Origin of the sequence: Gilvimarinus polysaccharolyticus, from assembly GCF_001187555.1 — a bacterium.
Taxonomy (GTDB): domain Bacteria; phylum Pseudomonadota; class Gammaproteobacteria; order Pseudomonadales; family Cellvibrionaceae; genus Gilvimarinus; species Gilvimarinus polysaccharolyticus.
The window spans coordinates 910,334-935,283 of record NZ_LFIJ01000001.1; the positions used below are offsets into that span (position 1 = coordinate 910,334).

Below are 24,950 nucleotides of genomic sequence, written 5' to 3' on the forward strand. Positions count from 1 at the left end.
CTGCTTTTTAAGCACTATTGCTGTAAAAAAACGCAAAAAGGGTACTTTTAGTACCCTTTTTGCGTTTTTCTCCTATCCTATCTTGTAATTTCTTCTGTACGACCCCAATCTTATGAAGTAAAGGCTAATTCAGCCCGTGCATTCAGACCATTAGGGGGTCTCTATGGACCAGAATGAGCAAGTATCAAAGTACTCCGATTTACCCTTGTTGCCGTTGCGGGATGTCGTAGTCTATCCGCACATGGTGATACCCCTGTTTGTCGGCCGGCAAAAATCCATCGAGGCGCTTGAAAGCGCGATGCGTGCCGATAAGCAGATTGTCCTAGTGGCGCAAAAAAGTCCTAGTGATGATGATCCTGCGCCCAGCGAGCTATACAAAATTGGCACCCTTGCCACTATTTTACAGTTGCTAAAGTTGCCTGACGGCACAGTAAAGGTGTTGGTTGAAGGGGGCGAAAGAGTTGCGATTGAAAATGCCGAAGAGGAAAGTGGTCATTATCGTGTCGCGGTTAGTGTGTTCACTGAAGAGGCGTTGCCAAGCGATGCGGCAGATGCATTAATTAAAACTGCGCGGGATCATTTTGAGCAGTATGTCAGCTTGTCACGCAAGGTGTCATCAGAGGTCATGAGTTCGCTCAGTGGCATTGACGACCCTAGTCGTTTTGCCGATACCGTAGCAGCGCATATGGCGCTTGAGCTTGAGCAAAAACAGGCCGTCCTGGAGCTTATTAGTGTACGCGAGCGAATTGAGAGCTTGCTTAAGTTGATGGACGGGCAGATCGATTTATTGCAGGTCGAAAAGAAGATCCGTGGTCGCGTTAAAAAACAGATGGAGAAAAGCCAGCGTGAGTATTATCTGAATGAGCAAATGAAAGCGATTCAGAAAGAGCTGGGCGAGATGGGAGAAGAGCTCAATGAGGTTGATGAGTTAGAGCAAAAGATAGCCGATAGCGGTATGTCTGATGAGGCTCAAGAGAAAACCCGGGCCGAACTTGGCAAGCTAAAAATGATGTCACCGATGTCGGCTGAGGCATCAGTGCTGCGTAGCTACATCGATTGGATGATTAAGGTTCCATGGAAAAAATGTAGCAAGGTGCGGCATGACCTAGCCCGCGCCGAGGCTGTGCTTGAAAAAGATCACCACGGCCTCGAAGAGGTCAAAGAGCGGATATTGGAGTATCTTGCGGTACAGAAGCGGGTGAAGAAGATTAAAGGCCCAATCTTGTGCTTGGTGGGGCCTCCCGGTGTTGGTAAAACCTCGTTGGGCGAGTCTATTGCTCGTGCGACTAACCGTAAATTTGTGCGTATGGCCTTAGGTGGCGTACGAGATGAGGCTGAAATACGCGGCCATCGCCGTACCTATATTGGTTCTTTGCCGGGTAAGTTGGTGCAAAAAATGGCCAAAGCAGGGGTTAAAAACCCGCTGTTTTTACTTGATGAAATCGACAAGATGGGTATGGATAGTCGTGGCGATCCAGCCTCTGCACTGCTCGAAGTACTTGATCCTGAGCAAAACAGCCATTTTAACGATCACTATCTTGAGGTCGACTACGATCTCTCGGACGTTATGTTTGTCTGCACCTCAAATTCGATGAATATTCCAGGTCCTTTGTTGGACCGAATGGAAGTGATTCGAATTCCGGGTTATACCGAAGACGAAAAGCTAAATATCGCTAAAAAATATCTGATCCCTAAGCAAATTAAAGCCAACGGCTTAAAAGAGGGGGAAATGTTGGTTGAGGATGAGGTTATTCTCGACATTATTCGTCATTACACCCGCGAAGCTGGGGTGCGCGGGCTTGACCGTGAAGTGGCCAAGCTGGCCCGTAAAGTGGTTACCAGTCACGTCAGAAAGGCCAGCAAGGGCGCCGATACGATAACACTAGATACTTTAGAGGACTTGCTCGGTGTGCGTAAGTTTGACTATGGTCGCGCCGAAAACGACGATCAGATTGGTCAGGTGACAGGTCTCGCTTGGACTCAGGTGGGTGGCGAGCTTCTCACGATCGAATCCACCGCGGTTAAAGGCAAGGGACGGGTGATTAAAACCGGCTCGTTAGGCGATGTGATGCAAGAGTCTATCCAGGCTGCCTTGACTGTGGTGCGATCGCGCGCTCAGGTGTTGGGTGTAGCGCCGGATTATCATGAAAAAATGGATATTCATATCCACGTACCAGAAGGGGCGACCCCAAAAGATGGTCCGAGCGCCGGGGTGGGGATGTGCACGGCATTGGTTTCGGTATTAACATCGATACCAGTAAAGGCCGATGTGGCCATGACTGGTGAAATTACCTTGCGAGGTGAGGTGTTACGTATTGGTGGCTTAAAAGAGAAGCTGCTGGCCGCTCATCGAGGCGGTATAAAAACGGTGATCATTCCAGCAGATAACGAGCGCGACCTTAAAGAAATTCCAGATAACATTAAGGCTGATTTAAACATATGCCCCGTTAAATGGATCGATGAGGTGCTGCAGATTGCCTTGCAGCATACCCCTAAACCGCTGAGTGATGCAGAGTATCAAGCGCTTGAACAGAAGGCAGAACAGTCCGATAACAGCAACCGAATTAACACGCATTAGGTTGTCAGGCGGTTTTGGGTACTTGTTACTTTGAGTAACTCGAATCGTTCGCAGATAAAGCCGCCTCTGGCTGGAGGCGGTCTTTTTGTTCAAATAGCAGGCAAAACTGAGATACTTATTGCGATTGTCGCAGCCCAGCCTTGACCCAACCCGAGCCAGTTGGTATAAATCGCAGTTCAATATAAGTGCTGGTGCGGTACTGGGTTAGGTGGGTAGTTTATGCCAATCATCATTCAAGCACTGCATAATTATAAACACTAGGTCTAGAAATTTATTAAAGGGGTTTAACGTGAATAAAACTGAGCTGATCGAAGCCATCGCCGCATCTGCGGATATCTCTAAAGCTGCTGCAGGTCGCGCACTAGACGCTGTTGTTGATGGCGTTACCGACTCACTAAAAAAAGGTGAGCAAGTTGTGCTGGTAGGTTTTGGTACCTTTTCTGTAAAAGATCGTGCCGCTCGTGTTGGTCGTAACCCGCAAACCGGTGCCGAAATCCAAATCGCTGCGGCAAAAGTGCCTAGCTTTAAAGCCGGCAAGGCTTTGAAAGACGCCGTTAATTAAGCTCAGCTATAGATCTATCTAGTAGCCACGTTAGTGTTTTAAAATAAAGCATTAACGTTTAAAAGGCGCATCCACGATGCGCCTTTTTTGTGTAAAGACATAAAAATTGCCCCCTCGTTCAGGAGCTGGACATGCTACAAACAATGCGTGATAACTCTAAAGGAGTTGTCGCCGGTATCTTAGTTGGTTTACTGGTTATTATCTTTGCTCTCTCTGGTGCCGAGGCTTTGTTCTCTAGCGCTAATAACACGCAAACGGTAATGACAATTAACGGTCAAGAAATCACCGAGACCGAAGTTGCCCGAGCTATCGAGCAACAAAAACAACAGCTGCGCAGTCGTTTTGGTGAGTCCGTGCCCGAGTCTTTTCTCAGCAATGAGAACCTCCGTGAGCCGGCCATTGAGAACCTTGTACGTCGTACCCTGCTAACCCAAGCAGCCGCCAATGCCGATATGACGGTGTCCGATGCACGTTTAAATAACGTAATTACCTCAATTCCTGCTTTTCAGGATATTGACGGAAAATTTGACCCTAATCGCTATCAGCAATCGTTAAGAATGTTGGCCTACACGCCAGCTTCTTATAAGCGTGAGTTAATTCGTGATTTAACGGTTAATCAGTTGGCGAGTGGTGTGTCGGGCAGTAATTTTGTTACTGAGCCCGAGCTGCAGCACTTGATTGAGTTGAATTATCAAACTCGCGACTTCAGCTTTGTCACTTTTAGTGCCGAAGTCTTGATGGCGGGTATTGATGTAACTGACGCCGAGGTGGCGCAGTACCATCAAGAAAATGTTGAGCGTTTTACAGTCCCGGAAACGGTTACGGTTGAGTACATTGATCTGAGTGTAGAGCAGCTGGCTTCAGATGAAGCAATTGATGATGCTGAGCTGCGCAAGCAGTACGAGCAGAATATTGAAGATTTCACTCCTTCGGTAGAGCGTCATGCTGCTCATATACTATTAGAAGACCCTAGCGATGAGTTGCTTGCGGAGTTGCAAACCAAGATCGACAACAACGAAGATTTTGCGACACTGGCTGCCGAGTATTCAAGCGATCTGGGCTCAAAAGGCAACGGTGGTGATCTTGGGATTTCTACCGGTGATGCTTTTCCTGATGATTTTGAGGACGCCTTGGCTGATTTGACCGTTGGTGAAGTGTCGGGTCCGGTGAGTACTGATGCTGGCATACATTTTATTAAATTATTGGATGAAACTGGCGGCGAGCCCACCAGCTTTGAAGAGCAAAAAGAGCTATTGGCCGCGCAAGCGAAGCGCAGTGCGGCCGAGTCGCGCTTTATCGAGCTGCTAGACCAGCTTGAAGACCTCTCTTACAATGCAGAAAGCCTTGCTAGTGTTGCTGAGCAGCTGGATATCAGTGTTGCCCAAAGTGAACCTTTTTCTCGTCAAGGTGGTAGCGGTATCAGTGCTTTCCCCGCAGTTGCAGCCGCGGCATTTAGCGAAGAAGTGCTAACTCATGGCAATGCGAGTGAGGTTCTTGAGTTAGCTCCGGACCGTGTGGTGGTGGTGAAGAAAATCGCCCATAAGCCGAGCTTTGTTGAGCCACTGGCAAACGTTAAAGATGACATCATTATTACTCTGCGCGAACAAAAAGCCGCCACATTACTGGCCGAAAAAGGCCAAGCATTGCAGCAGCGCCTGACAGAGGGGGCTGAGCTTGCCGAGCTGGCTGATGCCGAAGGGCTTGAGGTTACAGCACTCAAGGGTATCGAGCGCGGTGATATGGAGCAGTCTCGTGCGGTTGTGGAGTTTGCCTTTAGTATGGCGCGTCCACAAGCGGATAAGCCTAGTGTTGCAGGGTTTGGTGCTAACGGTGAGTACTCGGTAGTGACCCTAAGTGCTATTAATTTGCCCCAAGATGAAATGCCGGAGGCACAAAAAAATGCCGCGAGTCAGAGTCTGGCAAGTTTGTTAGGTGCGGCTGATTTTGCTTCTTTTCAGCAGTATCTAGAGGAAACTGCTGACATTGAGCGTAAATAAGTAACTAATTAACGTCGTTTCTAGACACAAAAAAACCGACCTTTTAGGTCGGTTTTTTTGTGCTTAATGTTCCTTCATATTGTTTTATTAAGAGAGCGTGACTAATTAACTTGACGCTGTTTGGCGGAAGTTAAGTAAATTTTATTCCGCGTGGGAGCAGTTACGGCCGTGTTCTTTGCAGTAATACAGCGCCTTATCGGCGCACTCTAGCCAGTTTTGAGTCGAGTCAACGGCGCTGTCTAGTTGTTTGACGCCAAGGCTAATAGTAATTTTAACATCAGAGGTCGCGGTTGCCACAGCCTCATCCTCTACCGCTTTGCGTAAGCGTTCTGCAAACTCCAAGGCCCCTGCGGTATCGGTATTGGTCAAAATAACGCCAAACTCCTCCCCCCCATAACGTCCAGCAATATCAGTCTCGCGTAGTTGAGCGCGCAGACAGTCGCTTACACAGCGAATAACATCATCACCTACGGTGTGGCCGTAGGTATCATTCACCACCTTGAAGTGGTCGATATCAAACAGTACCAGTGAGCAGGGGATGTGATAGCGATCAAAGCGTTTATATTCCTGTGTTAAGCAGTGCTCCCAGTAGCCGCGGTTAAACAGTTTGGTCAGGTGATCGATACGACTAACGCCTTTTAGGCGGTTGTTTGCCTCAATTTGCGCCAACTTATTCATCGCGCTGTCGGTAACGTCATAGACGATAAGGCAAACGTGCTCTACCTCGCCATGAGTATTGATCAGAGGAATAATGGTGGTGTTTTGATACATGTGGCTGGCACCGCCCGTTATTGGGCGATAATGCGGAAACCGAAATAAGTATGGGCGTTGCTCCCAAGTGGTAAAAGCCGCGCTGTGCAATACAAAAACCGGTTCGGCTTTACGTCTAAACCAATCTTCAGATAATTCGGGGAAGATTCCAAAGAGGCTGTTGCCCAACACATGTTCCGGAGCTTTGCCGCTGTGGTTTTGCATAAATTGGTTCCACAGAGCTACATTGTAGTTGGCATCAAGCACGACCAAGCCAATATCGATATTCTGTAGAATGTCTAAAAGCCAGTGAACGTCCTTGAGAAAGTGGCTCAAATCATCGGTTGTTTCGACCATAGATCGCCCGTTGCGCTTTTATTCGATTAAATAGTTGAGCTTTTCTAATAGGCCATCAATACAGTTTTCACTGATAACCAGTAATAAATCGCAGTTTACTTTATGATCTTCAATAGTGTAATTAATTTCGATAACAAGAGCGTTGTGCCAGTTAATCTCACGATTTTTAAGGCTCTCTGTTAGATCAAAGTGCTGGCCCAGTAAAATAGGGGGGCCAAGGCTAAACTGTGTGTCCAGTTGCTTGGCAAGACTGTGTAAGCAGGCGCCACCCAAGACATTGGTGGTATCCATGAGCAGTTCACTGCGATCATTAGCGCCAGCATTAGCATCGTAGCGCAGCAGGGTCGCTAAGTCGCGGTAATCGGTGCCATTAAAAATCAGCAGTGCTTCGCCGGCGATACCGCCCCCAATAAAGCCTTGGCAGACGCCGGTAAGCTCTTGGCTATCACCGCTTTCGCTTTCGCCGCGCAGCGATTGCAGCATCATGGAGATATCATTAGGGGTGAGCAGGCTAACGCTGGGGATGGAGAGAACGACAAAAACGTCCAATAACCGCGCCAAGTGATCGGCCGATTGTCCCATGGCGACATTGGCTATTTCTTGTAAGCAGTCACGCTGGTCTTCGGTTAGGAGGTTAGCCGTCATGTTTTGGGTCTTTTTATCGTGTTGCCGCATTATTACAGGTAGCCCACACGGCTACCGACCAATTAATATTAGCATTTATGCGGCGTACTGTCTGTCTTATGGGCGTAATTGCTTAGCAGTTTGGCTAACCTGTACTGCACTATTGTCAGCGCCTCGCCGCCTCGCTACACTCATCCGCGCTTTGGCTGGTTTAGCGCGTTAAACAAGTCGTTCATTAACGTCTAACAATACTGCGGTGGTGTTGTCCAACCAGCAATTGCTGGGTGCCTATTAGTCTTAGTGGGTTTGACTCCATCGCATAAACGGTACGAAATTGAGTACGGAGAAGTGTCAATGAAATTCCCTGTCCCTGTAAGCGTGATAGCCTCGCTGGTCTTAAGTCTTCTGGCCTGTACTGCGCAGGCGGCCGATACTGCCAGTGAGCCGATCCACGTTAAAGTGATTAAATCTCACGCCTTTGCCGATCATGGCGAGCCAAAATATCCAGCCGACTTTACTCATTTTGATTATGTGAATCCCGATGCGCCCAAGGGGGGAGAGTTGGTCTTGTCGACGACGGGTACTTATGACAGTTTTAATCGTTACACTTCTCGCGGTGATGCCGAGATTAACAGTGAAGCGTTTTATGACTCATTGATGACCCCAAGTGAGGATGAAATAGGGGTTATTTACCCGCTTATTGCTATGAGTCTTGAGTATCCAGATGATTACACCTGGGTTGAGTTCAATTTAAATCCTAAGGCTCGATTTCAAGATGGTGCATCGATAACCGCAGCGGATGTTGTTTTTACTTTTAACAAATTTATGCAGCAGGGTGTTGCTTTTGTTAAAAATTACTACAAAGACGTTAAGAGTGCGACTGCAGTTACCCCACATAAAGTTAGATTTACTTTCGCTGAAAGCAATCGAGATTACATCTCTGCGTTGGCGAGCTTTAAGATTTTGCCTAAGCAATATTGGGCTGAGCGTGATTTTAGTGAACCATTAAACGAACCACCGTTAGGCAGTGGAGCTTATAAAGTGGTTGATTATAAAATGGGTCAGTCTGCCACCTATGAGTTAATTGACAACTATTGGGCGGCCAATTTGCCAAGCCGTAAAGGCTTGCAAAATTTTAAACGAATTCGCTACGATTATTATCGTGACGACACTGTGGCGCTAGAGGCATTTAAGGCGGGTGAGTTTGATTTTAGACGAGAGAATGTTGCCAGGCAGTGGGCAGAAGGTTACAACGTTCCTGCCATTAAGAGCGGTAAAATTATAAAAGAGGAGTTGCAGCATGAAATTCCTCAGCCTATGCAGGCGTTTGTTTTCAATACCCAGCGTGAACAGTTTAAAGACCGTCGTGTTCGTGAAGCGTTAAATTACTTATTGGACTTTGAGTGGCTTAATAAAAACTTGTTTTACTCGTCCTATACCCGTAACAGCAGTTATTTTGAAAATACGCCTTATAAAGCGCAAGGTAAGCCCGAAGGCTTAGAGCTAGAAATACTTTCTAAGTATAAAGATCAGTTGCCTGCAGAGGTTTTTGGCGATATTTGGCAGCCTAATAAAACTAAAGGGGACGGCAATATTCGCACTGAGATGCGTCAAGCGCTAGGTTTATTTAAAGCGGCGGGCTGGGAGCTTAAAGACCAAAAGCTGGTCAATGCTAAAACTGGCGCTCCCTTTGTTTTTGAAATGTTACTTTACTCGCCAACAATGGAGCGAGTCGTGCTCCCCCTTAAGAGTAATCTTGAACGGATTGGTATAGAGCTTAGCATTCGAATGGTGGATTCGTCCCAATACCTTAATCGTTTGCGTTCACGCGATTTTGATATGACCCCTCAAGGGTATAGAGCTCAGCCGTATCCATCCGCTAGTATGAAGCTCGCCTGGCATTCGGATTATATAGAGTCCACGTATAATCAGGCTGGTGTGAGTGACCCCGTAATCGATGAATTGGTAGAGGCAATTGAAGCGTCGCAGCAAGATGAAGAGCGCCTTTTGGCTCTGGGCCACGCGTTTGATCGTGTTGCTTTATGGAATTTTTACGTCATTCCTCAGTGGCATTCCAAAAGCTTCCGAATTGCTCACTGGAATAAGTTCTCACGTCCCGCAGTAAGGCCCAAATACAGTATCGGTATCGATAGCTGGTGGTATGATGCAGACAAGGCTAAGTTGCTAGGTAAGCGGTCTGATTAATATGTGTTTTAGAGGTTATTAGATTTGGGCGCTTATGTTGTTCGCCGGTTGTTGTTAATCATCCCCACATTGCTGGCGATTATCACCCTTAATTTTTTTATCATTCAGGCCGCTCCCGGCGGCCCGGTTGATCAAGCTATTGCCAATATGTTGGGGATGGGCGGGGCCAGCCTAGAGCGAGTTACCGGTGGTGCGGGGGACTCTGATTCCGGTGGCCTGTCGCAACAGAATCAAGATTCGCGTGGCGCACGTGGATTAGACCCAGAAGTGATCGCGGAGATAGAAAAACAATTTGGTTTTGATAAGCCGATCCATGAACGTTATTTCACCATGTTGGGTGATTATTTAACCTTTGATTTTGGCGATAGCTTGTTTAAAGCCAATACGGTTATGGGGCTAATTGTCGAGCGTCTACCTGTGTCCATCTCACTGGGACTGTGGAGCACTTTAATTATTTACTTAGTCTCGATTCCTCTGGGTATACGCAAAGCCATTAAGCACCACGAGCCGTTTGATGTGTGGACCAGTTGGGCCGTAGTAATAGGCAATGCTATCCCAGGCTTCCTGTTTGCCATCTTGTTGATTATTGTTTTTGCCGGCGGCAGCTATTTGGATTGGTTTCCGCTGCGCGGCTTGGTGTCGTCAAATTTTGATGAGTTAACCTGGTATCAAAAAATAGGTGATTATTTTTGGCATTTGGCGCTGCCTATTTTAGCTTTGGTGGTAGGTGGTTTTGCGACTTTAACAATGTTGACTAAAAATTCTTTTTTAGATGAAATCAATAAGCAATATGTGATTACCGCTCGGGCTAAAGGGGCCGGCGAGTCGCGTATTTTGTACAGGCACGTGTTTCGCAATGCCATGTTGATTATTATTGCTGGTTTTCCTGCGACTTTTATCAGCATGTTCTTTACCGGTTCACTGTTGATTGAGGTGATTTTTTCGCTTGAGGGGTTAGGGTTGTTGGGGTTTGAGTCTACCTTACAGCGAGATTACCCAGTGATGTTTGGTACTTTATATGTTTTTAGTTTACTGGGGTTGCTGATTGGTATTATTAGCGATCTGGCATATACCTGGGTTGATCCCAGAATAGATTTTGAGTCCCGTTAACATCATGAGCCTAATAACATTAAGTCCGATTAATTGTGAGCGATGGCAGCGTTTTAAAAATAACCGTCGCGGTTATTATAGTTTGTGGATATTTTTAATTTTATTTGGTTTGAGCTTATTGGCCGAGCTGATAGCCAACAATGTTCCACTGGTAATTCAGCATGAGGGTGAGTGGTATTTTCCGATTGTTAAAGAGTATTCAGAGCTGGATTTTGGTGGCGATTTTGACGTGGTGGCAGACTATCGCGATGAGTATATTGCCGATTTGATTAATGCGGAAGGCTGGATGTTGTGGCCCCCCATTCGTTTTGATTATCGCGCTATTAATTATAATTTGCCTGGCCCTGCACCCAGCCCCCCCAGCGTCGAAAACTGGCTGGGAACCGATGATTTAGGTCGCGATATTTTAGCGCGACTTATTTACGGGTTTCGTATCTCGGTTATGTTTGGTCTGTTTTTAACGCTGGCAACCTCTGTTGTAGGTATTGCAGTAGGCGCAATACAGGGGTTTTATGGCGGCAAGGTTGATCTGATAGGGCAACGCTTTTTAGAAGTCTGGTCGAGCGTGCCAACGTTATTTGTACTGATCATTATCGCCAGTATGGTGCCGCCAAGCTTTTGGATTTTGCTGGGAATCTTGCTGATTTTTGGTTGGATGGCACTGGTGGGTGTAGTGCGGGCAGAGTTTTTACGTGCCCGAAACTTCGAGTATGTATTGGCTGCCCGCTCAATGGGGGTTTCCAATAAAGCCATTATGTGGCGCCACCTGTTGCCTAACGCTATGGTGGCTACTCTTACGTTTATTCCATTTTTATTGGTCGGTGGTGTTACCAGCTTAACGGCGTTAGATTTTCTGGGTTTTGGTTTGCCTCCGGGTTCAGCGTCTCTGGGCGAGATGGTGAGCCAGGGGAAGAACAATTTACACGCTCCTTGGATAGGCTTGTCGGTATTTGTCGTCCTGTCGTTATTATTAACCCTGTTAGTGTTTGTGGGTGAGGCGGTGCGAGATGCCGTTGACCCTAACCGCACCCGCTAGAGCAATTATGATTCAACCGCTACTGAGTATTGTTAATCTTACCTTGGCCTTTCGTGGCGCAGCTGATGCCGAACCCGCAGTGCGCGATGTTAGCTTTGATGTACTGCCTGGCGAGGTATTGGCTTTGGTGGGCGAGAGTGGTTCGGGTAAGTCAATTACCGCTCAGTCTATTTTACGTTTATTAAACCCCAGTGCTGCGCGGTACGATTCTGGTCAAATACACTTTTCGGGGCAGGACTTGTTACGCACCGATGAGCGCCAGCTTAATCGAATTCGCGGTGGCTCTATTGGGATGATCTTTCAAGAGCCGATGACCAGCCTTAATCCGCTGCAAAGTATCGAGAAACAATTATCTGAATCACTTTATTTACATAAAGGTTTGAGTCGTGCAACTGCACGGCCACTTGTTATAGAGTGGCTGCAACGCGTCGAGATTCGCGATGCAGCGCAACGCCTAAAGGCGCTGCCTCACGAGCTTAGTGGCGGCGAGCGCCAACGTGTAATGATTGCAATGGCACTTATTAATGAGCCAGATTTGCTAATTGCTGACGAGCCAACCACGGCGCTCGATGTAACCGTACAGGCGCAAATTTTACGCCTATTAAAACGCCTGCAGGGTGAGCTGGGCATGTCGGTTTTGTTTATTACTCACGATCTTGGGATTGTACGTAAACTCGCCGATCGTGTGATGGTTATGCGCCAGGGTGAAATTATAGAGCAAGGCGTTACTGCTGAGGTTTTTGATCACCCCAAAACTGATTACACTCGTGAGTTGTTGGCTGCAGACCCAGGTGCGCCGCCTGCGCCTATTAAGCAAATCAAACCGTTATTGCAAGTGGCTAACTTGCGCACCTGGTTTGCGGTTAATACAGGTTTTTTAAAGCGAGTAAAGCACTATGTTAAAGCGGTAGACGATATCAGCTTTAGTTTAGCTGAGGGCGAAACGCTGGGTATTGTGGGTGAAAGTGGCTCGGGTAAAACCACCTTGGGGCGTTCCGTATTACAGTTAATTAAGTGTGAGGGGGATGTTAATTTTACGCTTGCAGGCGAGCAAGCACCGCATAACTTATTACAGTTGAACGCTAAGCAAATGAAACCATTGCGGCGTCACATTCAAATTATTTTTCAAGACCCATTTGCCAGCTTAAGCCCGCGTATGTCGGTGGTGCAAATCATTGCTGAGGGGTTAAAAGTATACGAGCGCCTTAGTAACGCAGAGTTGGAGGCGCGGGTTATTGACGCCATGCAGCAAGTGCAGCTAGATCCTGAGTTACGCCACCGATACCCCAATGAATTCTCTGGCGGTCAGCGACAGCGTATTGCCATTGCCCGTGCATTGATTTTAAAACCACGCCTATTAGTATTAGATGAGCCGACCTCGGCGTTAGATCGGTCGGTGCAAAAAGATATTATTGATTTGTTGCAGCGGTTGCAGCGCGAACACGGCTTGTCGTATTTGTTTATCAGTCATGATTTAAGTGTTGTACGTTCGATGAGCCATCGCATTATGATTATGAAAGATGGCAAAGTGGTCGAGCAGGGCGCGGCCGACGCTATTTTTAATCAACCGCAGCACCCGTACTCTAAAGCTTTGTTGGCCGCCGCTAGCGCGCCTTTGTAACATCGATAAATAAGGTTAATTGCTGGCCTGGATGAATGTATTTTTTGCTCGAGACTTTGTTCCAGCGAGTAATATCCTTAATGCTGACATTGAAACGGCTGGCAATTCTTGCCAGTGAGTCGCCATTTCTTACTTTGTAAGACAGCTTGCGAGTTACCGCGTCTTTATCGCCAGTTTGCTCTTTAATGTTTTTACTCCACACCACCAACTTTTGCCCAGGCTTAATGGTGTCGCGCGGCGACATACCGTTCCAGCGCGCCAGCGAGCTGACGCTTACTTGATGATTGTTGGCTATACGCCAAAAACTATCGCCTTTGCGTACGGTGTAGTTAATTTTCTCCCCGTTACTATTGCCTTTGGAGCGCTTTTGGCTGCCTAGTCGGCGCTGATTGACACTTAGCTCGTAGTAATCGGCGCCGGCGCTAGCGGTAGGGATGAGTAGTGTGTCGCCTGCGCGAATACGTGAGGAGCGCAATTGGTTGGCACTTTTTAGTGCCTCGACATTAGTGTTGTGGTTGTTGGCTATGCGAATAAGGCTATCGCCCGAGCGAATTTTGTAGCGCTCCCAACTAATGCGCTGAGCTGGGTCGACGGTTGCCAATGCGCTGCTAAATCTCTCTGCATGGGCGCTGGGGATCAATAAACTGTGGGGGCCGGCTGGATCGGTTGCCCAGCGATTAAAGCCTGGGTTTAGTAAATAGAGCTCCTCCATGGTGATGCCGGCTAATTCGGCCGCTTGTGCTAGATCGAGCTGCGAGCCGATATCAATAGCAACAAAGTAGGGGGCATTGGGGATCTCTGGCAGAGTGATTTTAAACTGCTCGGGATTGGCAACTACATGCGATAGTGCAAGTAATTGTGGTACATAGGCTTGGGTTTCACGAGGTAGTTTGAGCGACCAAAAATCAGTGGATTTACCAGCCTTTTTGTTGGCCTTAATAGCACGCAACAAACGTCCTTGACCGGTGTTGTAAGCGGCAAGCGCCAGTAGCCAATCGCCGTCAAACAAGGTGTGCATACGTTTTAAATAGCTAATGGCGGCGTTGGTGGATGCAACTACATCGCGTCGTCCGTCGTACCACCAGTTTTCTTTTAGGCCATAATCACCGGCGGTGCCCGACATAAACTGCCACATACCAGCGGCAGTGGCGTGAGAGTAAGCGAAAGGATCGAAGGCACTTTCAACCACCGGTAACAGTGCGATTTCTAATGGTAGGCCCTCTTCTTCTAATCGTTGCACAATGTAATAAAGATAGCGCTGACCACGTTCAAACACTCGGTCTATATATTCGGGGTGTTTGGCGTACCAGTTTTCGTATTGATCGACACGAGTGTGATCCAGTTCGGAAAACATTAAGCCGCTGCGCACGCGATCGAGCAGTGTTAGCTCGGTAGGAGGGGCTTTGGGCTGCGCTATTGGGGGGGCGCTGACAGCTACTGGCTGGGTTGCTTCGGAGTCTTCTTCGGCGGCACCAATAGGCTCTTGGAAGCTATCTTTTTCGGCGAAGATGGCGCCGCAACCGCTTAAAATCACAGAAAATAAGCATGTCAGGGTCAAACGATATACTGCTGTCATTGAGTCACTTTGGCGGTTTGGCGTATATAAAGCACGCGTGGCCGTAGCCGCTATTTCGCGCGAAATTCAGCCGATTCTAGGGGTTTGTAAGCCGTCGGTCAATTGGCCGGAAAGTCATTTTTCCACGCTCGGAGTACGGCAAATACATCGGCGGGTGTTGTTTGTACCTGGCCACTTTTGCTATTGGCACTGTTGATTACTGTAGGTTGTTGACAGCGCACAAAGGGGTTTGTGGCAAGCTCTAGACCGATACTGCTAGGCAGGGTGGGCATTTTCTGCTCGCGCTTGCGGCGTTCCCGGGTAAGCCGCTGGGCAATATCTGGGTTGTTGGGTTCGACGGCTTGCGCAAAGGCCAAGTTGGCTAGGGTGTATTCATGGGAGCAGTAAAGTACGGTGTCGTTGGGTAGTTGGGCGATTTTGTTTAAAGATTGCAGAAACATCTCTGGCGTGCCTTCAAACATTCGGCCGCAACCTCCGGCAAAAATCGTATCACCCGCAATCAGTACACCGCTGGGTTGGGTGGCGTGCTGGGTATTGGCGCAGTAATAGACAATGTGATCTAGGGTGTGGCCCGGTGTGGCTAATATGCTCCAGCGAGTACTGCCTAGGTCGAGACTGTCACCCTCGGTTAGTGGGTGTGTTACTTGTGGAATTCGTTTACTAATGGGGCCGTATACTGGTATTGAGTGATGCTCTAACAGTGCATCAATACCATCTGTATGATCCCAGTGATGATGGGTGAGCACAATGCCGGCCAGGGTTAAGTTATACCGTTTAAGGGCATCAATTACTGGTGCAGCATCGCCCGGATCAAAAATGTACGCATCGCGACGATCGGCGTCTGGTTGCAGTAACCAAAAATAATTGGTCTCTAGGGCTGGCAGATGGTAAATCTGCATACTGTCACTCCAGTTGGCTTCTTTACTCTGGTGAATACTGGTATTTTATCAGGTTAAGCGAGCGGAATTATACCGTGGAGGTACTTGTGCTTAAGCGGCTGCAAGCAAATATTAAATGGCGTCATAACGTTAAACCGGCCGCCGAAGCGGTGCCAGCCTTAACAGAGTGGTTCGCCACGGCACCGGGGCAGGCGCTGCTGGCTTGTGAAAAAGATGATATCGATCAGGCACTTGCTTGCTTGTTCGGGTATCATTTATGCCAGCTTAGCGTGGCGCGCGGATTACGCTTGACTGGTAATAGTCGGATTGCCCATGCCTTTGCGCTTAATCCTTGTGCATCATCGGGCGGGGTAGAGGTGGGCTGTTGCGACTATGGCCGCTTGCCGTTGGCGCCGGAGTCGATCGATGTATTTGTATTGCATCATGTGTTGGATTTTAGCCAGACGCCACACCAGCTGTTGGCCGAGGTCGCGCGTGCCACTATTGCTCGCGGTCACATCGTGATTGTAGGGTTTAATCCTTGGAGTATCGGTGGCGCTTTACGTTTGCTACGCGGCTGGTTTGGCCACCCTCCAGAGGGCGGGCATCAAAGCTTGCGCTGGGGGCGTCTACACGATTGGTGCAAGTTGCTAGATCTTGTACCCGTTAGCATAACGCGAGGCCAATTTTGGCCGCGTTCGAAAAGTAATGAACAGGTTGTTGAGGCTTGGTTGCGCCGTGTTGGCGCGCCGTGGGGTAATTACTATGCGGTAACGGTACGCAAAGATGTACCGGCCGTAATACCGCTTAAGCCGTGTTGGAACAACGTTGAATTAAGAGGGTTTGGTGCCGCCTCGGTGCCGAGCAAAGTGAGTCACGGCTCAAATCGTACAAAAAACATCAACAAATAGTGGTAAGCAATTGAAAACAGTAGAAATATATACCGATGGTGCCTGTCGAGGAAATCCGGGTCCGGGGGGCTGGGGAGCCTTACTCCGATTTGATGGGCAAGAGAAAGAGCTGTGGGGCGGCGAACCTGACACCACCAATAACCGGATGGAGTTGAGCGCTGCCATTGAGGGTTTAAAAGCGCTGACAGAGCCTTGCGATGTTGTATTGACCACGGATTCACAATACGTGCGCAAAGGGATCACCGAGTGGCTGGAGGGTTGGAAGCGCAAAGGTTGGCGCACAGCCTCTAAGCAACCGGTTAAAAATGTAGATTTATGGCAGGCGCTGGACGAGCAAAGCCGTCGCCATAAGATAGATTGGCGCTGGGTGAAAGGTCACAGCGGGCACGTCGAGAACGAGCGTGCAGATCAGCTGGCAAACCGTGGCATTGACCAATTACGTTAGCGAGCACACCTCGAGCTAATCTTATTTTTACAGCGAGCTACTATGAATACACCGGACAATACCGTCACCCGCCAGATCGTGCTCGATACCGAGACGACCGGTTTAGAGTCGAGCCAAGGTCATCGTATTATCGAGATCGGTTGTGTCGAGGTGATCAACCGTAAATTAACGGGAAAGCACTACCATCAATATATAAACCCCGAGCGCGAAATCGACGCCGGTGCCATGGCGGTACACGGCATTACCCCTGAGATGTTGGCCGATAAGCCGGTATTTTCGCAGATACGCGACGATTTTATGGCCTTTATTGCCGGTGCCGAGTTAGTCATTCACAACGCTCCGTTTGATATTGGCTTTATTGATGCCGAGCTGCGCCGATTGGATTCGCGGCACAATACGGTGGCTTTAAATAACAGTATTGTCGACACGCTGCTTTTGGCGCGGGGTAAGCACCCGGGCCAAAAAAACAACCTTGATGCATTGTGTAAGCGTTACGGTGTTGATAACTCCCAGCGTGAATTGCATGGCGCGTTACTAGATGCCGAAATTTTAGCAGACGTTTATTTGTTAATGACCGGTGGTCAGACTGCACTAATGCTGGGCGGTGGTGATGGCGGTGACGGCGGAGATGAGACCTCGGGTGCAGAAATTAAGCGCATTGATAGCAATCGTAAGCCATTACCGATATTACCTGTTAGTGAGGATGAATTGGTATTGCATAACGCTAAACTCGAGTCGATCAACAAGGCCAGTGGCGGGCAGTGCTTATGGCTATCTGACGCCGAGGGTAAGCCCAGTTAAACCAACTAAAGGCTACAAATGATCATAAATGCGACTGCTTTGGCATCTGTTGATAAAGGTTTGAATGGTTAATTGAATTGTCTTAGAGTTTTGTAATAAGTTAATGTAGATTCTATAAAACGACATTAATGCATTGGTTGTACAACAAAAGAGCAGTCTGCGCCGGAGTGCGTAAGACGCCTCGATCACCAGTAGGGAAATAACAGTGACTACAGACACCGCTGAACGTTTTAACTCATCTTCTTTAAAGCTGGTGCAAAATGAGCTGGTGGCGACTATCGAGTCGGCCGCCAATCGGCTTGAGCGCTTTGCATCAGACCCCGACGATGGCGAGCTACTGCAGCACTGTATCGACGAGATCAAACAAATTCGAGGTACGTTAAGCCTGTTGCAGTTGCGAGGTGTCGATACCTTGGCTAGCGAGCTGGTCGAGCATATTACCGATATCCCGCTGGGGGCAGGGCCTGCGACCCAAGAAAAACTCGAGCGTATTACCTCGGTGTTTTTTATCTTGCCGCGTTATTTAGAGTACTGCACCCAAACCGGCCGCAGTATGGCGGTTTTACTTATCCCGCATATTAATGATTTGCGGGCGGCGCGGCGCGAGCCGGCTTTGCCGATGAGCTACTATTTTCAGGTTGATCTGGAGCAATGTCAGCGCCCAGAGCAAGCTGTGGCCGAGATTCCTGAGGATTTCCGGCAATTTGTCCGCCGTATTCGGCACATGTACCAAGTGGCCATGCTCAGTGTTTTTCAGGGTAAACAAGTTAAGCCCTCGCTGGGTATGATGGTGCGCGCATTAGAACGGCTTGATAGCGCTACTGCAGGGCGCCCGATGGCGCAGTTGTGGTGGGTTGGAGCCGAGATGATTAGCGCTATTGGCGATGGGAAATTGCAACTTAATAAGTCTCGTAAGATGCTATTGGGGGCTATTGACCGCGAGTTTAAACGTGTTCAGTTTGAAGGTGATGTGGCTCTCGAGCGCTCAGCGGCGCCAGCGTTACTGAAAGAGTTGGTGTATCTTGTCGCCCTGGCGCACCATGATAGCCCCCGCGCTGAGACCATTTTAAAAGCTTACAATGTCAGTTTGTTGCCCTACAGCGAAGCCGAGCTACTGCGTGAGCAAGAGTATTTAAAAGGGCCTAGCGCTACCACCGTCAGCTCTATGACGGCAGTTTTGCAAGAGGAGCTACGGAGCAGTAAAAACATATTAGAACGGGCAGCACAGGGCGGCATTGAAATGCTGAAAGAGACCCCCGAGTTGCCTGAGACGCTGAAGAAGATCGCCGAAATCCTCTCTGTTGTAGGTTTAGTCGCCCCAAGTAATTCGTTACGGGCTGAGATAGCTAAAATATCTGGCTGGCAAAACGGTACGATTGAAGCTAATCCCGACGATTTACTAGGGGTCGCCGATACTTTGCTGTATATCGAGAGCACGGTAAGCGGCTTGGCGAGAATGAATTTATCTGAAGAGAAGCTCGCAGCCCTGAACGCTTTGTCGCGTGAAGAAGTATTGTCAAATAGCCAAATCCACGAGGCCGAAACGCTGGTAATCGAGGAGGCTGAGTCGGGTTTGGCAATGATTAAGCGTGCGCTTAATAGTTATTCTGAGTCTAACTATGATATAGCCCATATTAAAAATGTATCCTCAACACTGTCATCGGTGCGTGGTGGAATGCTGGTGTTGGCACTGCCTCGGGTTGCTAAAGTAGTTGCTGCCTGTGAGCAGTTTGTTAACGAAGCCTTACTGGGTAACGAGCAATTACCCGCGGTGCAGCATTTACTCGAAACCTTTGCCGATGCGGTTATTAGTCTAGAGTACTACTTAGACGCGATAAAATCTGAGAAAAATGCTGACACCGATGTGCTAAAAATCGCCGAAGAAAGCTTGCAAGCATTAGGCTTTCCGGTAGATTCATGAGCGGACTCCCGTATTTGTGAGTGAAAGTAACGTCGCGGGCACTGATTACTATTGGCCGGTTGTTGCGGGTAAGTTATGGCTACCCGCCGGTCGGCCCGCGCTTATTCGTCCCGCTGACTGCAGTGCGTGTTTTCGTATAGATCTACCGCAGGACCAAAATACCGTAAATAATGATGCGCGGCGCCATTGGATTGCGCTATCGGACGAGCCGCAATGGCTAGCGCAAGAGCACTGGGTTAATCTGCGTGACTTGCTTGATGAGCTGAGCCCAGCTGATATGTATTGGGCCGGTCGCGCCCTGCAAATTGGCCATTGGTGGCATCAACACAAATTTTGTTCAAGCTGCGCCAGGGCATTGCCAGCCCCCGCCCCCGAGCTACTGACCAAAGGCGAGATAGTCCGCATTTGTACCGCCTGCCAGACCCGCTACTACCCAACCCCAAGCCCTTGCATTATTGTGCTAGTTACTAACGGCGAGTACTGTTTGTTGGCGCAACATCAGCGTTCGCGCACTGGGACTTATTCGGCACTGGCGGGCTTTGTCGAGGCAGGTGAACCGATAGAGCAAACGGTAGAAAGAGAGGTGCTTGAAGAGGTTGGACTAACAGTTAAGCAGCTTGAGTATGTAACCAGTCAAAGCTGGCCTTTTCCGGCACAGTTGATGCTCGGTTTTTACGCGCAATACGATAGCGGTGCTATAGTGCCGCAACTTGATGAGATTCGAGAGGCGCACTGGTACCATTACAGTGAATTACCCAAGGTGCCGCCAGCAGGGACTATTGCACGACAACTGATTGATGGTTTTATACATCGCTGTGAAATGGCTGCCAGTGAGCAGCGTTAAGCGTATTGGCTCAGGAGGCCGATAACTATGGTTTATAGTGCAATTGCGGTGGGAGCGGCTTTATGTTGCCTACTTGTCGCTTATTCGGCCGCTAAATTACTTTTTAAAGACTCTTGGGTGCTTGGTTGGTTGCGCGGTATGTTTGGCTTGGCCTTACTTGCTTTGGCGGTGTTGTTTGCTTTTGTTGCGCTAGATATTTTTAGTTATCGTCAAATCCAAAAAGAGCATATGGTGGCGACCTTGAGTTTTGAGAAGGTCAAAGATGCTCTTTATAACGTCACGGTTGCTGACGAGCAGGGTCAAGAACAAAAGTATCAAATTGCCGGTGATCAATGGCAGTTAGACGCACGTATTATTAAATGGAAGGGCGTTGTTGCCAATTGGGGGGTAAAGCCTGGTTACCGCCTCGATCGACTGAGTGGTCGTTACTACTCATTAGAGCAAGAGCGCACAGCAGAGCGCACGGTGTATTCGTTTCATGAAAGTCGTTATGGTGTCGATGTTTGGCATTGGCTTCGTGAGGGTAGAGATTCGTTGCCGGTCGTCGATGCTGTCTACGGTAGTGCAACGTATTTACCTATGGCCGATGGGGCATTGTTTGAGGTCAGTTTGTCGGGTACAGGTTTAGTTACCCGCCCATTGAATGATTCTGCCCGAGAAGCGGTCGGCGATTGGCGGTAAACCTAAGTGCCAAGTGTTGTAAAAACAGAAATGTAAAAAACCAACCATACAGAACGCATATTGAAATAGGGGAGTAAATTTTTTTGGAATTTCTAGCAAGTTACGGAATGTTTTTAGCAAAGGCCGTTACCATCGTAATCGCTTTTGCTATTGTTTTAGCGCTTATACTTAGTGGTAAGCAGCGCGGCTCGGATAAGGGCCATATTGAAGTGACTAAACTTAATGATACGTTCGATGAGTATTCAGAGACTATAAAGCTTGAAGTGCTAGATTCAGCCGTCCTTAAGTTAGAGCAAAAGCTTAAAAAGAAAAAAGAAAAACAATTACAAAAAGACAAAAAGCGTGAGTTAAAAGCCGCTGGCAATAAGTCAGATGCCTCACCTGCAAGCGATAGCGCGCGCAAACGGATATTTGTTTTAAATTTCGATGGCGATATAAAAGCCTCTGCTAATGCTAGTTTACGCGAAGAAATCACTGCAGTGCTGGGTGTTGCAACAGAGCGTGACGAGGTGGTGGTGAATCTTGAAAGCGGTGGCGGCATGGTGCATAGCTATGGTTTGGCCGCAAGTCAGTTGACACGTTTCACCGAACGTAAAATACCCTTAACAGTGTGTGTCGATAAAGTAGCAGCCAGTGGTGGTTACATGATGGCCTGTGTAGCCGATAAAATTGTTGCCGCTCCGTTTGCCGTACTGGGCTCTATTGGCGTTGTGGCGCAGCTACCTAACTTCCATCGGTTGTTAAAGAAGAATGACATTGATTACGAGATGTTTACCGCTGGTGAATATAAGCGCACAGTAACGATGTTTGGTGAGAACACGGACAAAGGACGTGAAAAATTCACCGATGACTTGGAACAGACGCATGTACTTTTTAAAGCCTTTGTGAACGAAAATCGGCCGGCAGTTGATGTGGATAAAGTGGCCACTGGTGAAATCTGGTATGGCTCTAAAGCGCTAGAAATGCAACTGATTGATCAGATTCAAACCAGCGATGGTTACCTTTGGGCGCAACATCCCGATAGCGATATTTTCTTGGTTGAGTTTGCGCATAAGAAGTCATTGCCCGAGCGTTTAGGTGTTGCCGCTGAGCTTTCGCTCGAACGTATGTTTAGCCGTTTGATCACTCTTGTGCAACCAAAGCGTTGGTTTTAAGAGGTTTTTTAATTTAAACACTAGCTCGGTTTTAGGGCTAATGTTTGCTTTGCTCAATGCTTGTGGTCGAGTTTAAAGAGTCAGCGATAATCGCGGCCAAACGATTACCTTATTAGCTGGAGAATCGCTATGCAAGAGTACCGCGCACTTCGTATACACCGCGATGCTAATGATACATTTAGTGTTGCGATCGAGTCTGTTGCAGCCGCGACCTTACCTGACGGCGATATTCTCGTGCGCGTGCACTACAGCGATCTAAATTATAAAGACGCGCTCGGAGCGACGGGTAACCCAGGTGTAAGCCGTAACTTCCCCCATACTCCGGGTATAGATGCCGCTGGGGTGGTTGTGGAGGATGCTACGGGGCAATATCGGCCCGGCGATCGTATTTTAATTAGTGGCTACGACTTTGGCATGAATAGCCCTGGAGGTCTCGCGGAGTATTGCCGAGTACCACTGCAGTGGACGTGTCCGTGTCCGCCACAATTAGATTTACGCGAAGCCATGATTTATGGCACGGCAGGGCTTACGGCCGCTATGTGTTTCGACAAGCTGGCGCGACTGCAGCATAAAGCTATTAACGAAACTCGCCTGTTAATCAGTGGGGCATCTGGTGGGGTAGGGTCGCTGGCTATAGCAATGGCAGCCAAGCTTGGCTATCAAGTTGTTGCAATGAGTGGCAAAGCCCACGCTCATAAACGCTTATATGAATTGGGCGCGACGGAAGTGGTTGCAGCTGATGAGTGGTTGCTGGCCAATAAAAAAGCTTTATTAAGGCCTAGCTGGGATTGTGCCATTGATACTTTAGGTGGGGACGCATTGTTTAACATCATTAAAGCGACTGAGCGAGAAGGCTCAGTAGTGGCTTGCGGATTGGCCGCCAATGCCGGTTTTTCCGCCACCGTGTATCCCTTTATTTTACGCGGTGTGGCGTTGCTTGGAGTAGACTCGGCAGAGCAGCCAAACGATTACAAGTGCAAACTTTGGCTGCGCCTTGCTACCGACCTTAAGCCCGCCGCGCTTAAAAGCATGTGTGAGGAAGTATCTTTAGAGCAAGTGCCAAATATTTTAGAAAAAATGCGTGCAGGTGATTCTCAGGGACGTTATCTGGTTCGTATTGCTGATTAACAAACAAGAGGTTGGTTATGTCTTTTGGCCGCAATAAATCTGAAATACCATCACCAGAACAAGCTTTATCTGGACGCGACACGGCCATGCAAGTGTCTCAGTTACATGCGGTAAATGGCAATTCTATAAAGCCGCCTTTTCCCGCTGGTTACTCGCAGTTTTTAGTAGGGCTTGGTTGTTTTTGGGGGGCAGAACGATTGTTTTGGCAAACCCTCGGTGTTTACACAACCGCAGTTGGTTATGCCGGTGGTTACACCCCCAACCCTACTTACCAAGAGGTTTGTAGTGGCATGACAGGCCACAACGAAGTGGTATTGGTTGTTTTTAATCCGGCAGAGGTGAGCTTTAATAAACTGCTAACAATATTTTGGGAGGCACATGACCCCACCCAAGGTATGCGACAAGGCAACGATAGTGGTACGCAGTATCGTTCGGGCTTGTATTTGCTAACCGATGAACAGGTGGTCGCGGCAGAACAAAGTTTAAAGCAGTATCAGGCAGCGTTGAGCGCGGCAGGTCGAGGTGAAATAACAACAGAGATAAAAACCGGTGTTGATTTTTATTACGCAGAAACCTATCACCAGCAGTACTTAGCAAAAAATCCCAATGGTTATTGTGGTTTGGCCGGCACCGGTGTCAGTTGCGCAAGTACCGCCTAAGTGTTTATCCGCAGATTGTTTTACAAAAAAGGCTTAGCGTATTGCTAAGCCTTTTTTTATTTTAATTTATAATTTTAGGGGTGTTGCTTGGCTTTTAATCTTACTCGGCGTCAGCTGCGGCGATATTGTTAGCGTGCAAGCCGCATTCTTTTTTAGTGGCTTCTTCCCACCACCAACGACCTTCGCGTTCATGTTGGCCGGGGCCGACAGGGCGTGTGCATGGCTCGCAGCCAATCGAAATAAAGCCCTGGTCGTGTAGCGGGTTGTAAGGCGCCTCATACATGCGTATGTAATTCCAAACTTCTTCAGAGCTCCAGTTTGCCAGCGGATTAAATTTCGTTAGCGTGTCGCCTGGGCGCGCAAATGCTAGATCATCTTGGATCACTGGAATGTCGGCGCGAGTGCCCGGACTTTGATCTTTACGCTGCCCGGTGATCCATGCGTCTACTTCGAGCAGTTTTTTACGTAACGGGGCAATTTTACGAATCCCGCAGCATTCTTTATGGGTGTCTTCATAAAAGCTAAATAAGCCCTTTGCTTTTACCAGTGCTCGCACTGCATCGCCATCGGGCGAGACAACATCTATTTCGATACCGTAATGTTTGCGTACGGTTTCGATAAATTGATAGGTCTCGGCGTGTAGTCGGCCGGTATCGAGACAAAAAACTTGAATGTCGGGCCGAATGCGGCTTGCCATATCAATCAAGGCAACGTCCTCGGCACCACTAAAAGAGATGGCTATGTTGTCAAACTGCTCAAGCGCATAACGCATGATCCGGTAGGGGCTCTGTCCTTGTAGTTCGGTCTCGATGTTGACGATATCAATGTTGTTAGTCATGCACGGGCCTTTGGCTATCGGTTGTGGGTGGTCAATAAGTTCTGACCGCCTCGGGTGTCATTTTAGTGCGCAGAAGGATACCAGAGCCGTTCGCAGCTGCCCAATAACGCTCTTATATTAATTTATAACCGATCATTATTAGTCTGTGGAACGTTGGTTGCCATTTGCTCGCTTAGTCTAATAAATAGCCATATGTGCTGGGTAAGGTTCATGCCGCCTACAAGATGTAGGTTTTTTCTCGAGTAAAATAGGCGTTTTCTTATTTCATATAGCA

At 48.3% G+C, this 24,950-nt stretch carries 21 protein-coding genes; 16 read left to right on the plus strand and 5 right to left on the minus strand.

Annotated elements, in window-relative coordinates; all coding sequences use genetic code 11:
• The first annotated feature begins 163 nt into the window (after positions 1-163).
• From lon to GILYN3_RS03825, 3 genes are all read left to right on the plus strand, one after another.
• Positions 164-2,578 carry an endopeptidase La gene (gene lon, locus GILYN3_RS03815; RefSeq protein WP_049721626.1) on the plus strand — a complete coding sequence of 805 codons (2,415 nt, stop codon included), beginning with the start codon at positions 164-166 and terminating at the stop codon, positions 2,576-2,578.
• A 289-nt stretch (positions 2,579-2,867) separates the two neighbouring features.
• Positions 2,868-3,140: an HU family DNA-binding protein gene (locus GILYN3_RS03820; RefSeq protein ID WP_049721627.1), complete on the plus strand. Its 273-nt coding sequence runs from the start codon at positions 2,868-2,870 to the stop codon at positions 3,138-3,140.
• Between the two features lie 131 nt (positions 3,141-3,271).
• Positions 3,272-5,137, plus strand: a complete 1,866-nt coding sequence (locus GILYN3_RS03825; protein ID WP_049721628.1) for a SurA N-terminal domain-containing protein — start codon at positions 3,272-3,274, stop codon at positions 5,135-5,137.
• 141 nt (positions 5,138-5,278) lie between these two features.
• Here the strand turns inward: GILYN3_RS03825 and GILYN3_RS03830 are convergent, their stop codons facing one another.
• Positions 5,279-6,244, minus strand: coding sequence for a sensor domain-containing diguanylate cyclase (locus tag GILYN3_RS03830; protein ID WP_049721629.1), 966 nt, complete (start codon positions 6,242-6,244; stop codon positions 5,279-5,281).
• Between the two features lie 18 nt (positions 6,245-6,262).
• Complete coding sequence (locus GILYN3_RS03835) at positions 6,263-6,889, minus strand: histidine kinase (protein ID WP_084005262.1); 627 nt, start codon at positions 6,887-6,889, stop codon at positions 6,263-6,265.
• A 333-nt stretch (positions 6,890-7,222) separates the two neighbouring features.
• On the opposite strand from GILYN3_RS03835, the gene GILYN3_RS03840 reads away from it, so the two are divergent.
• The 4 genes from GILYN3_RS03840 to GILYN3_RS03855 are packed head-to-tail and all read left to right on the plus strand — an operon-like array spanning position 7,223 to position 12,840.
• On the plus strand, positions 7,223-9,073 hold the full coding sequence (locus tag GILYN3_RS03840; protein WP_084005074.1) for an extracellular solute-binding protein: 1,851 nt from the start codon (positions 7,223-7,225) through the stop codon (positions 9,071-9,073).
• Between the two features lie 24 nt (positions 9,074-9,097).
• Complete coding sequence (locus GILYN3_RS03845; RefSeq protein WP_049721631.1) at positions 9,098-10,183, plus strand: microcin C ABC transporter permease YejB; 1,086 nt, start codon at positions 9,098-9,100, stop codon at positions 10,181-10,183.
• 4 nt (positions 10,184-10,187) lie between these two features.
• The gene (locus tag GILYN3_RS03850; RefSeq protein ID WP_049721632.1) at positions 10,188-11,219 is read left to right on the plus strand and encodes an ABC transporter permease; all 1,032 of its coding nucleotides are present in this window, start codon (positions 10,188-10,190) and stop codon (positions 11,217-11,219) included.
• Entirely contained in the window at positions 11,191-12,840 is a 1,650-nt protein-coding gene (locus GILYN3_RS03855) for an ABC transporter ATP-binding protein (protein WP_232305500.1), read from the plus strand. Before GILYN3_RS03850 ends, GILYN3_RS03855 begins: the two co-directional genes overlap by 29 nt.
• Here GILYN3_RS03855 and GILYN3_RS03860 read toward each other — a convergent pair.
• Complete coding sequence (locus tag GILYN3_RS03860) at positions 12,824-14,416, minus strand: lytic transglycosylase (RefSeq protein ID WP_084005076.1); 1,593 nt, start codon at positions 14,414-14,416, stop codon at positions 12,824-12,826. The genes GILYN3_RS03855 and GILYN3_RS03860 overlap by 17 nt on opposite strands.
• A gap of 98 nt (positions 14,417-14,514) precedes the next feature.
• Positions 14,515-15,315 carry a hydroxyacylglutathione hydrolase gene (gloB, locus tag GILYN3_RS03865; RefSeq protein ID WP_049721633.1) on the minus strand — a complete coding sequence of 267 codons (801 nt, stop codon included), beginning with the start codon at positions 15,313-15,315 and terminating at the stop codon, positions 14,515-14,517.
• 86 nt (positions 15,316-15,401) lie between these two features.
• Between gloB and GILYN3_RS03870 the strand changes: the two genes are divergently transcribed.
• The 9 genes from GILYN3_RS03870 to msrA all read left to right on the plus strand — a co-directional run bounded on the left by GILYN3_RS03870 (position 15,402) and on the right by msrA (position 23,838).
• Entirely contained in the window at positions 15,402-16,205 is an 804-nt protein-coding gene (locus tag GILYN3_RS03870) for a class I SAM-dependent methyltransferase (RefSeq protein WP_198147274.1), read from the plus strand.
• A 10-nt stretch (positions 16,206-16,215) separates the two neighbouring features.
• Positions 16,216-16,650 (plus strand): ribonuclease HI, encoded by a 435-nt coding sequence (gene rnhA, locus GILYN3_RS03875; protein WP_049721635.1) that lies wholly within the window; start codon positions 16,216-16,218, stop codon positions 16,648-16,650.
• Positions 16,651-16,692: 42 nt separating this feature from the next.
• Positions 16,693-17,451: a DNA polymerase III subunit epsilon gene (dnaQ, locus tag GILYN3_RS03880; protein WP_049721636.1), complete on the plus strand. Its 759-nt coding sequence runs from the start codon at positions 16,693-16,695 to the stop codon at positions 17,449-17,451.
• Positions 17,452-17,656: 205 nt separating this feature from the next.
• Complete coding sequence (locus tag GILYN3_RS03885) at positions 17,657-19,372, plus strand: hypothetical protein (RefSeq protein ID WP_049721637.1); 1,716 nt, start codon at positions 17,657-17,659, stop codon at positions 19,370-19,372.
• Positions 19,373-19,388: 16 nt separating this feature from the next.
• Positions 19,389-20,216: an NAD(+) diphosphatase gene (gene nudC / locus GILYN3_RS03890; RefSeq protein ID WP_049721638.1), complete on the plus strand. Its 828-nt coding sequence runs from the start codon at positions 19,389-19,391 to the stop codon at positions 20,214-20,216.
• Positions 20,217-20,243: 27 nt separating this feature from the next.
• The gene (locus tag GILYN3_RS03895; RefSeq protein ID WP_049721639.1) at positions 20,244-20,897 is read left to right on the plus strand and encodes a hypothetical protein; all 654 of its coding nucleotides are present in this window, start codon (positions 20,244-20,246) and stop codon (positions 20,895-20,897) included.
• Between the two features lie 83 nt (positions 20,898-20,980).
• Complete coding sequence (gene sohB, locus GILYN3_RS03900; RefSeq protein WP_049721640.1) at positions 20,981-22,051, plus strand: protease SohB; 1,071 nt, start codon at positions 20,981-20,983, stop codon at positions 22,049-22,051.
• Positions 22,052-22,180: 129 nt separating this feature from the next.
• Complete coding sequence (locus tag GILYN3_RS03905; RefSeq protein WP_049721641.1) at positions 22,181-23,179, plus strand: YhdH/YhfP family quinone oxidoreductase; 999 nt, start codon at positions 22,181-22,183, stop codon at positions 23,177-23,179.
• Between the two features lie 17 nt (positions 23,180-23,196).
• Positions 23,197-23,838 (plus strand): peptide-methionine (S)-S-oxide reductase MsrA, encoded by a 642-nt coding sequence (gene msrA, locus GILYN3_RS03910; RefSeq protein WP_049721642.1) that lies wholly within the window; start codon positions 23,197-23,199, stop codon positions 23,836-23,838.
• 100 nt (positions 23,839-23,938) lie between these two features.
• On the opposite strand, the gene GILYN3_RS03915 is transcribed toward msrA, so the two are convergent.
• A complete protein-coding gene (locus tag GILYN3_RS03915) occupies positions 23,939-24,676 on the minus strand; it encodes a phosphoadenylyl-sulfate reductase (protein ID WP_049721643.1) in 738 nt (245 codons plus the stop codon).
• Between the last annotated feature and the right edge of the window lie 274 nt (positions 24,677-24,950).

Excerpts from the sequence above, each read along its gene's own strand:
- lon (WP_049721626.1), top strand. The coding sequence starts at position 164 with ATGGACCAGAATGAGCAAGTATCAAAGTACTCCGATTTACCCTTGTTG.
- GILYN3_RS03825 (WP_049721628.1), top strand. The coding sequence starts at position 3,272 with ATGCTACAAACAATGCGTGATAACTCTAAAGGAGTTGTCGCCGGTATC.
- GILYN3_RS03830 (WP_049721629.1), bottom strand. The coding sequence starts at position 6,244 with ATGGTCGAAACAACCGATGATTTGAGCCACTTTCTCAAGGACGTTCAC.
- GILYN3_RS03835 (WP_084005262.1), bottom strand. The coding sequence starts at position 6,889 with ATGACGGCTAACCTCCTAACCGAAGACCAGCGTGACTGCTTACAAGAA.
- GILYN3_RS03840 (WP_084005074.1), top strand. The coding sequence starts at position 7,223 with ATGAAATTCCCTGTCCCTGTAAGCGTGATAGCCTCGCTGGTCTTAAGT.
- GILYN3_RS03850 (WP_049721632.1), top strand. The coding sequence starts at position 10,188 with ATGAGCCTAATAACATTAAGTCCGATTAATTGTGAGCGATGGCAGCGT.
- GILYN3_RS03855 (WP_232305500.1), top strand. The coding sequence starts at position 11,191 with ATGCCGTTGACCCTAACCGCACCCGCTAGAGCAATTATGATTCAACCG.
- GILYN3_RS03860 (WP_084005076.1), bottom strand. The coding sequence starts at position 14,416 with ATGACAGCAGTATATCGTTTGACCCTGACATGCTTATTTTCTGTGATT.
- gloB (WP_049721633.1), bottom strand. The coding sequence starts at position 15,315 with ATGCAGATTTACCATCTGCCAGCCCTAGAGACCAATTATTTTTGGTTA.
- dnaQ (WP_049721636.1), top strand. The coding sequence starts at position 16,693 with ATGAATACACCGGACAATACCGTCACCCGCCAGATCGTGCTCGATACC.
- GILYN3_RS03895 (WP_049721639.1), top strand. The coding sequence starts at position 20,244 with ATGGTTTATAGTGCAATTGCGGTGGGAGCGGCTTTATGTTGCCTACTT.
- GILYN3_RS03905 (WP_049721641.1), top strand. The coding sequence starts at position 22,181 with ATGCAAGAGTACCGCGCACTTCGTATACACCGCGATGCTAATGATACA.
- msrA (WP_049721642.1), top strand. The coding sequence starts at position 23,197 with ATGTCTTTTGGCCGCAATAAATCTGAAATACCATCACCAGAACAAGCT.
- GILYN3_RS03915 (WP_049721643.1), bottom strand. The coding sequence starts at position 24,676 with ATGACTAACAACATTGATATCGTCAACATCGAGACCGAACTACAAGGA.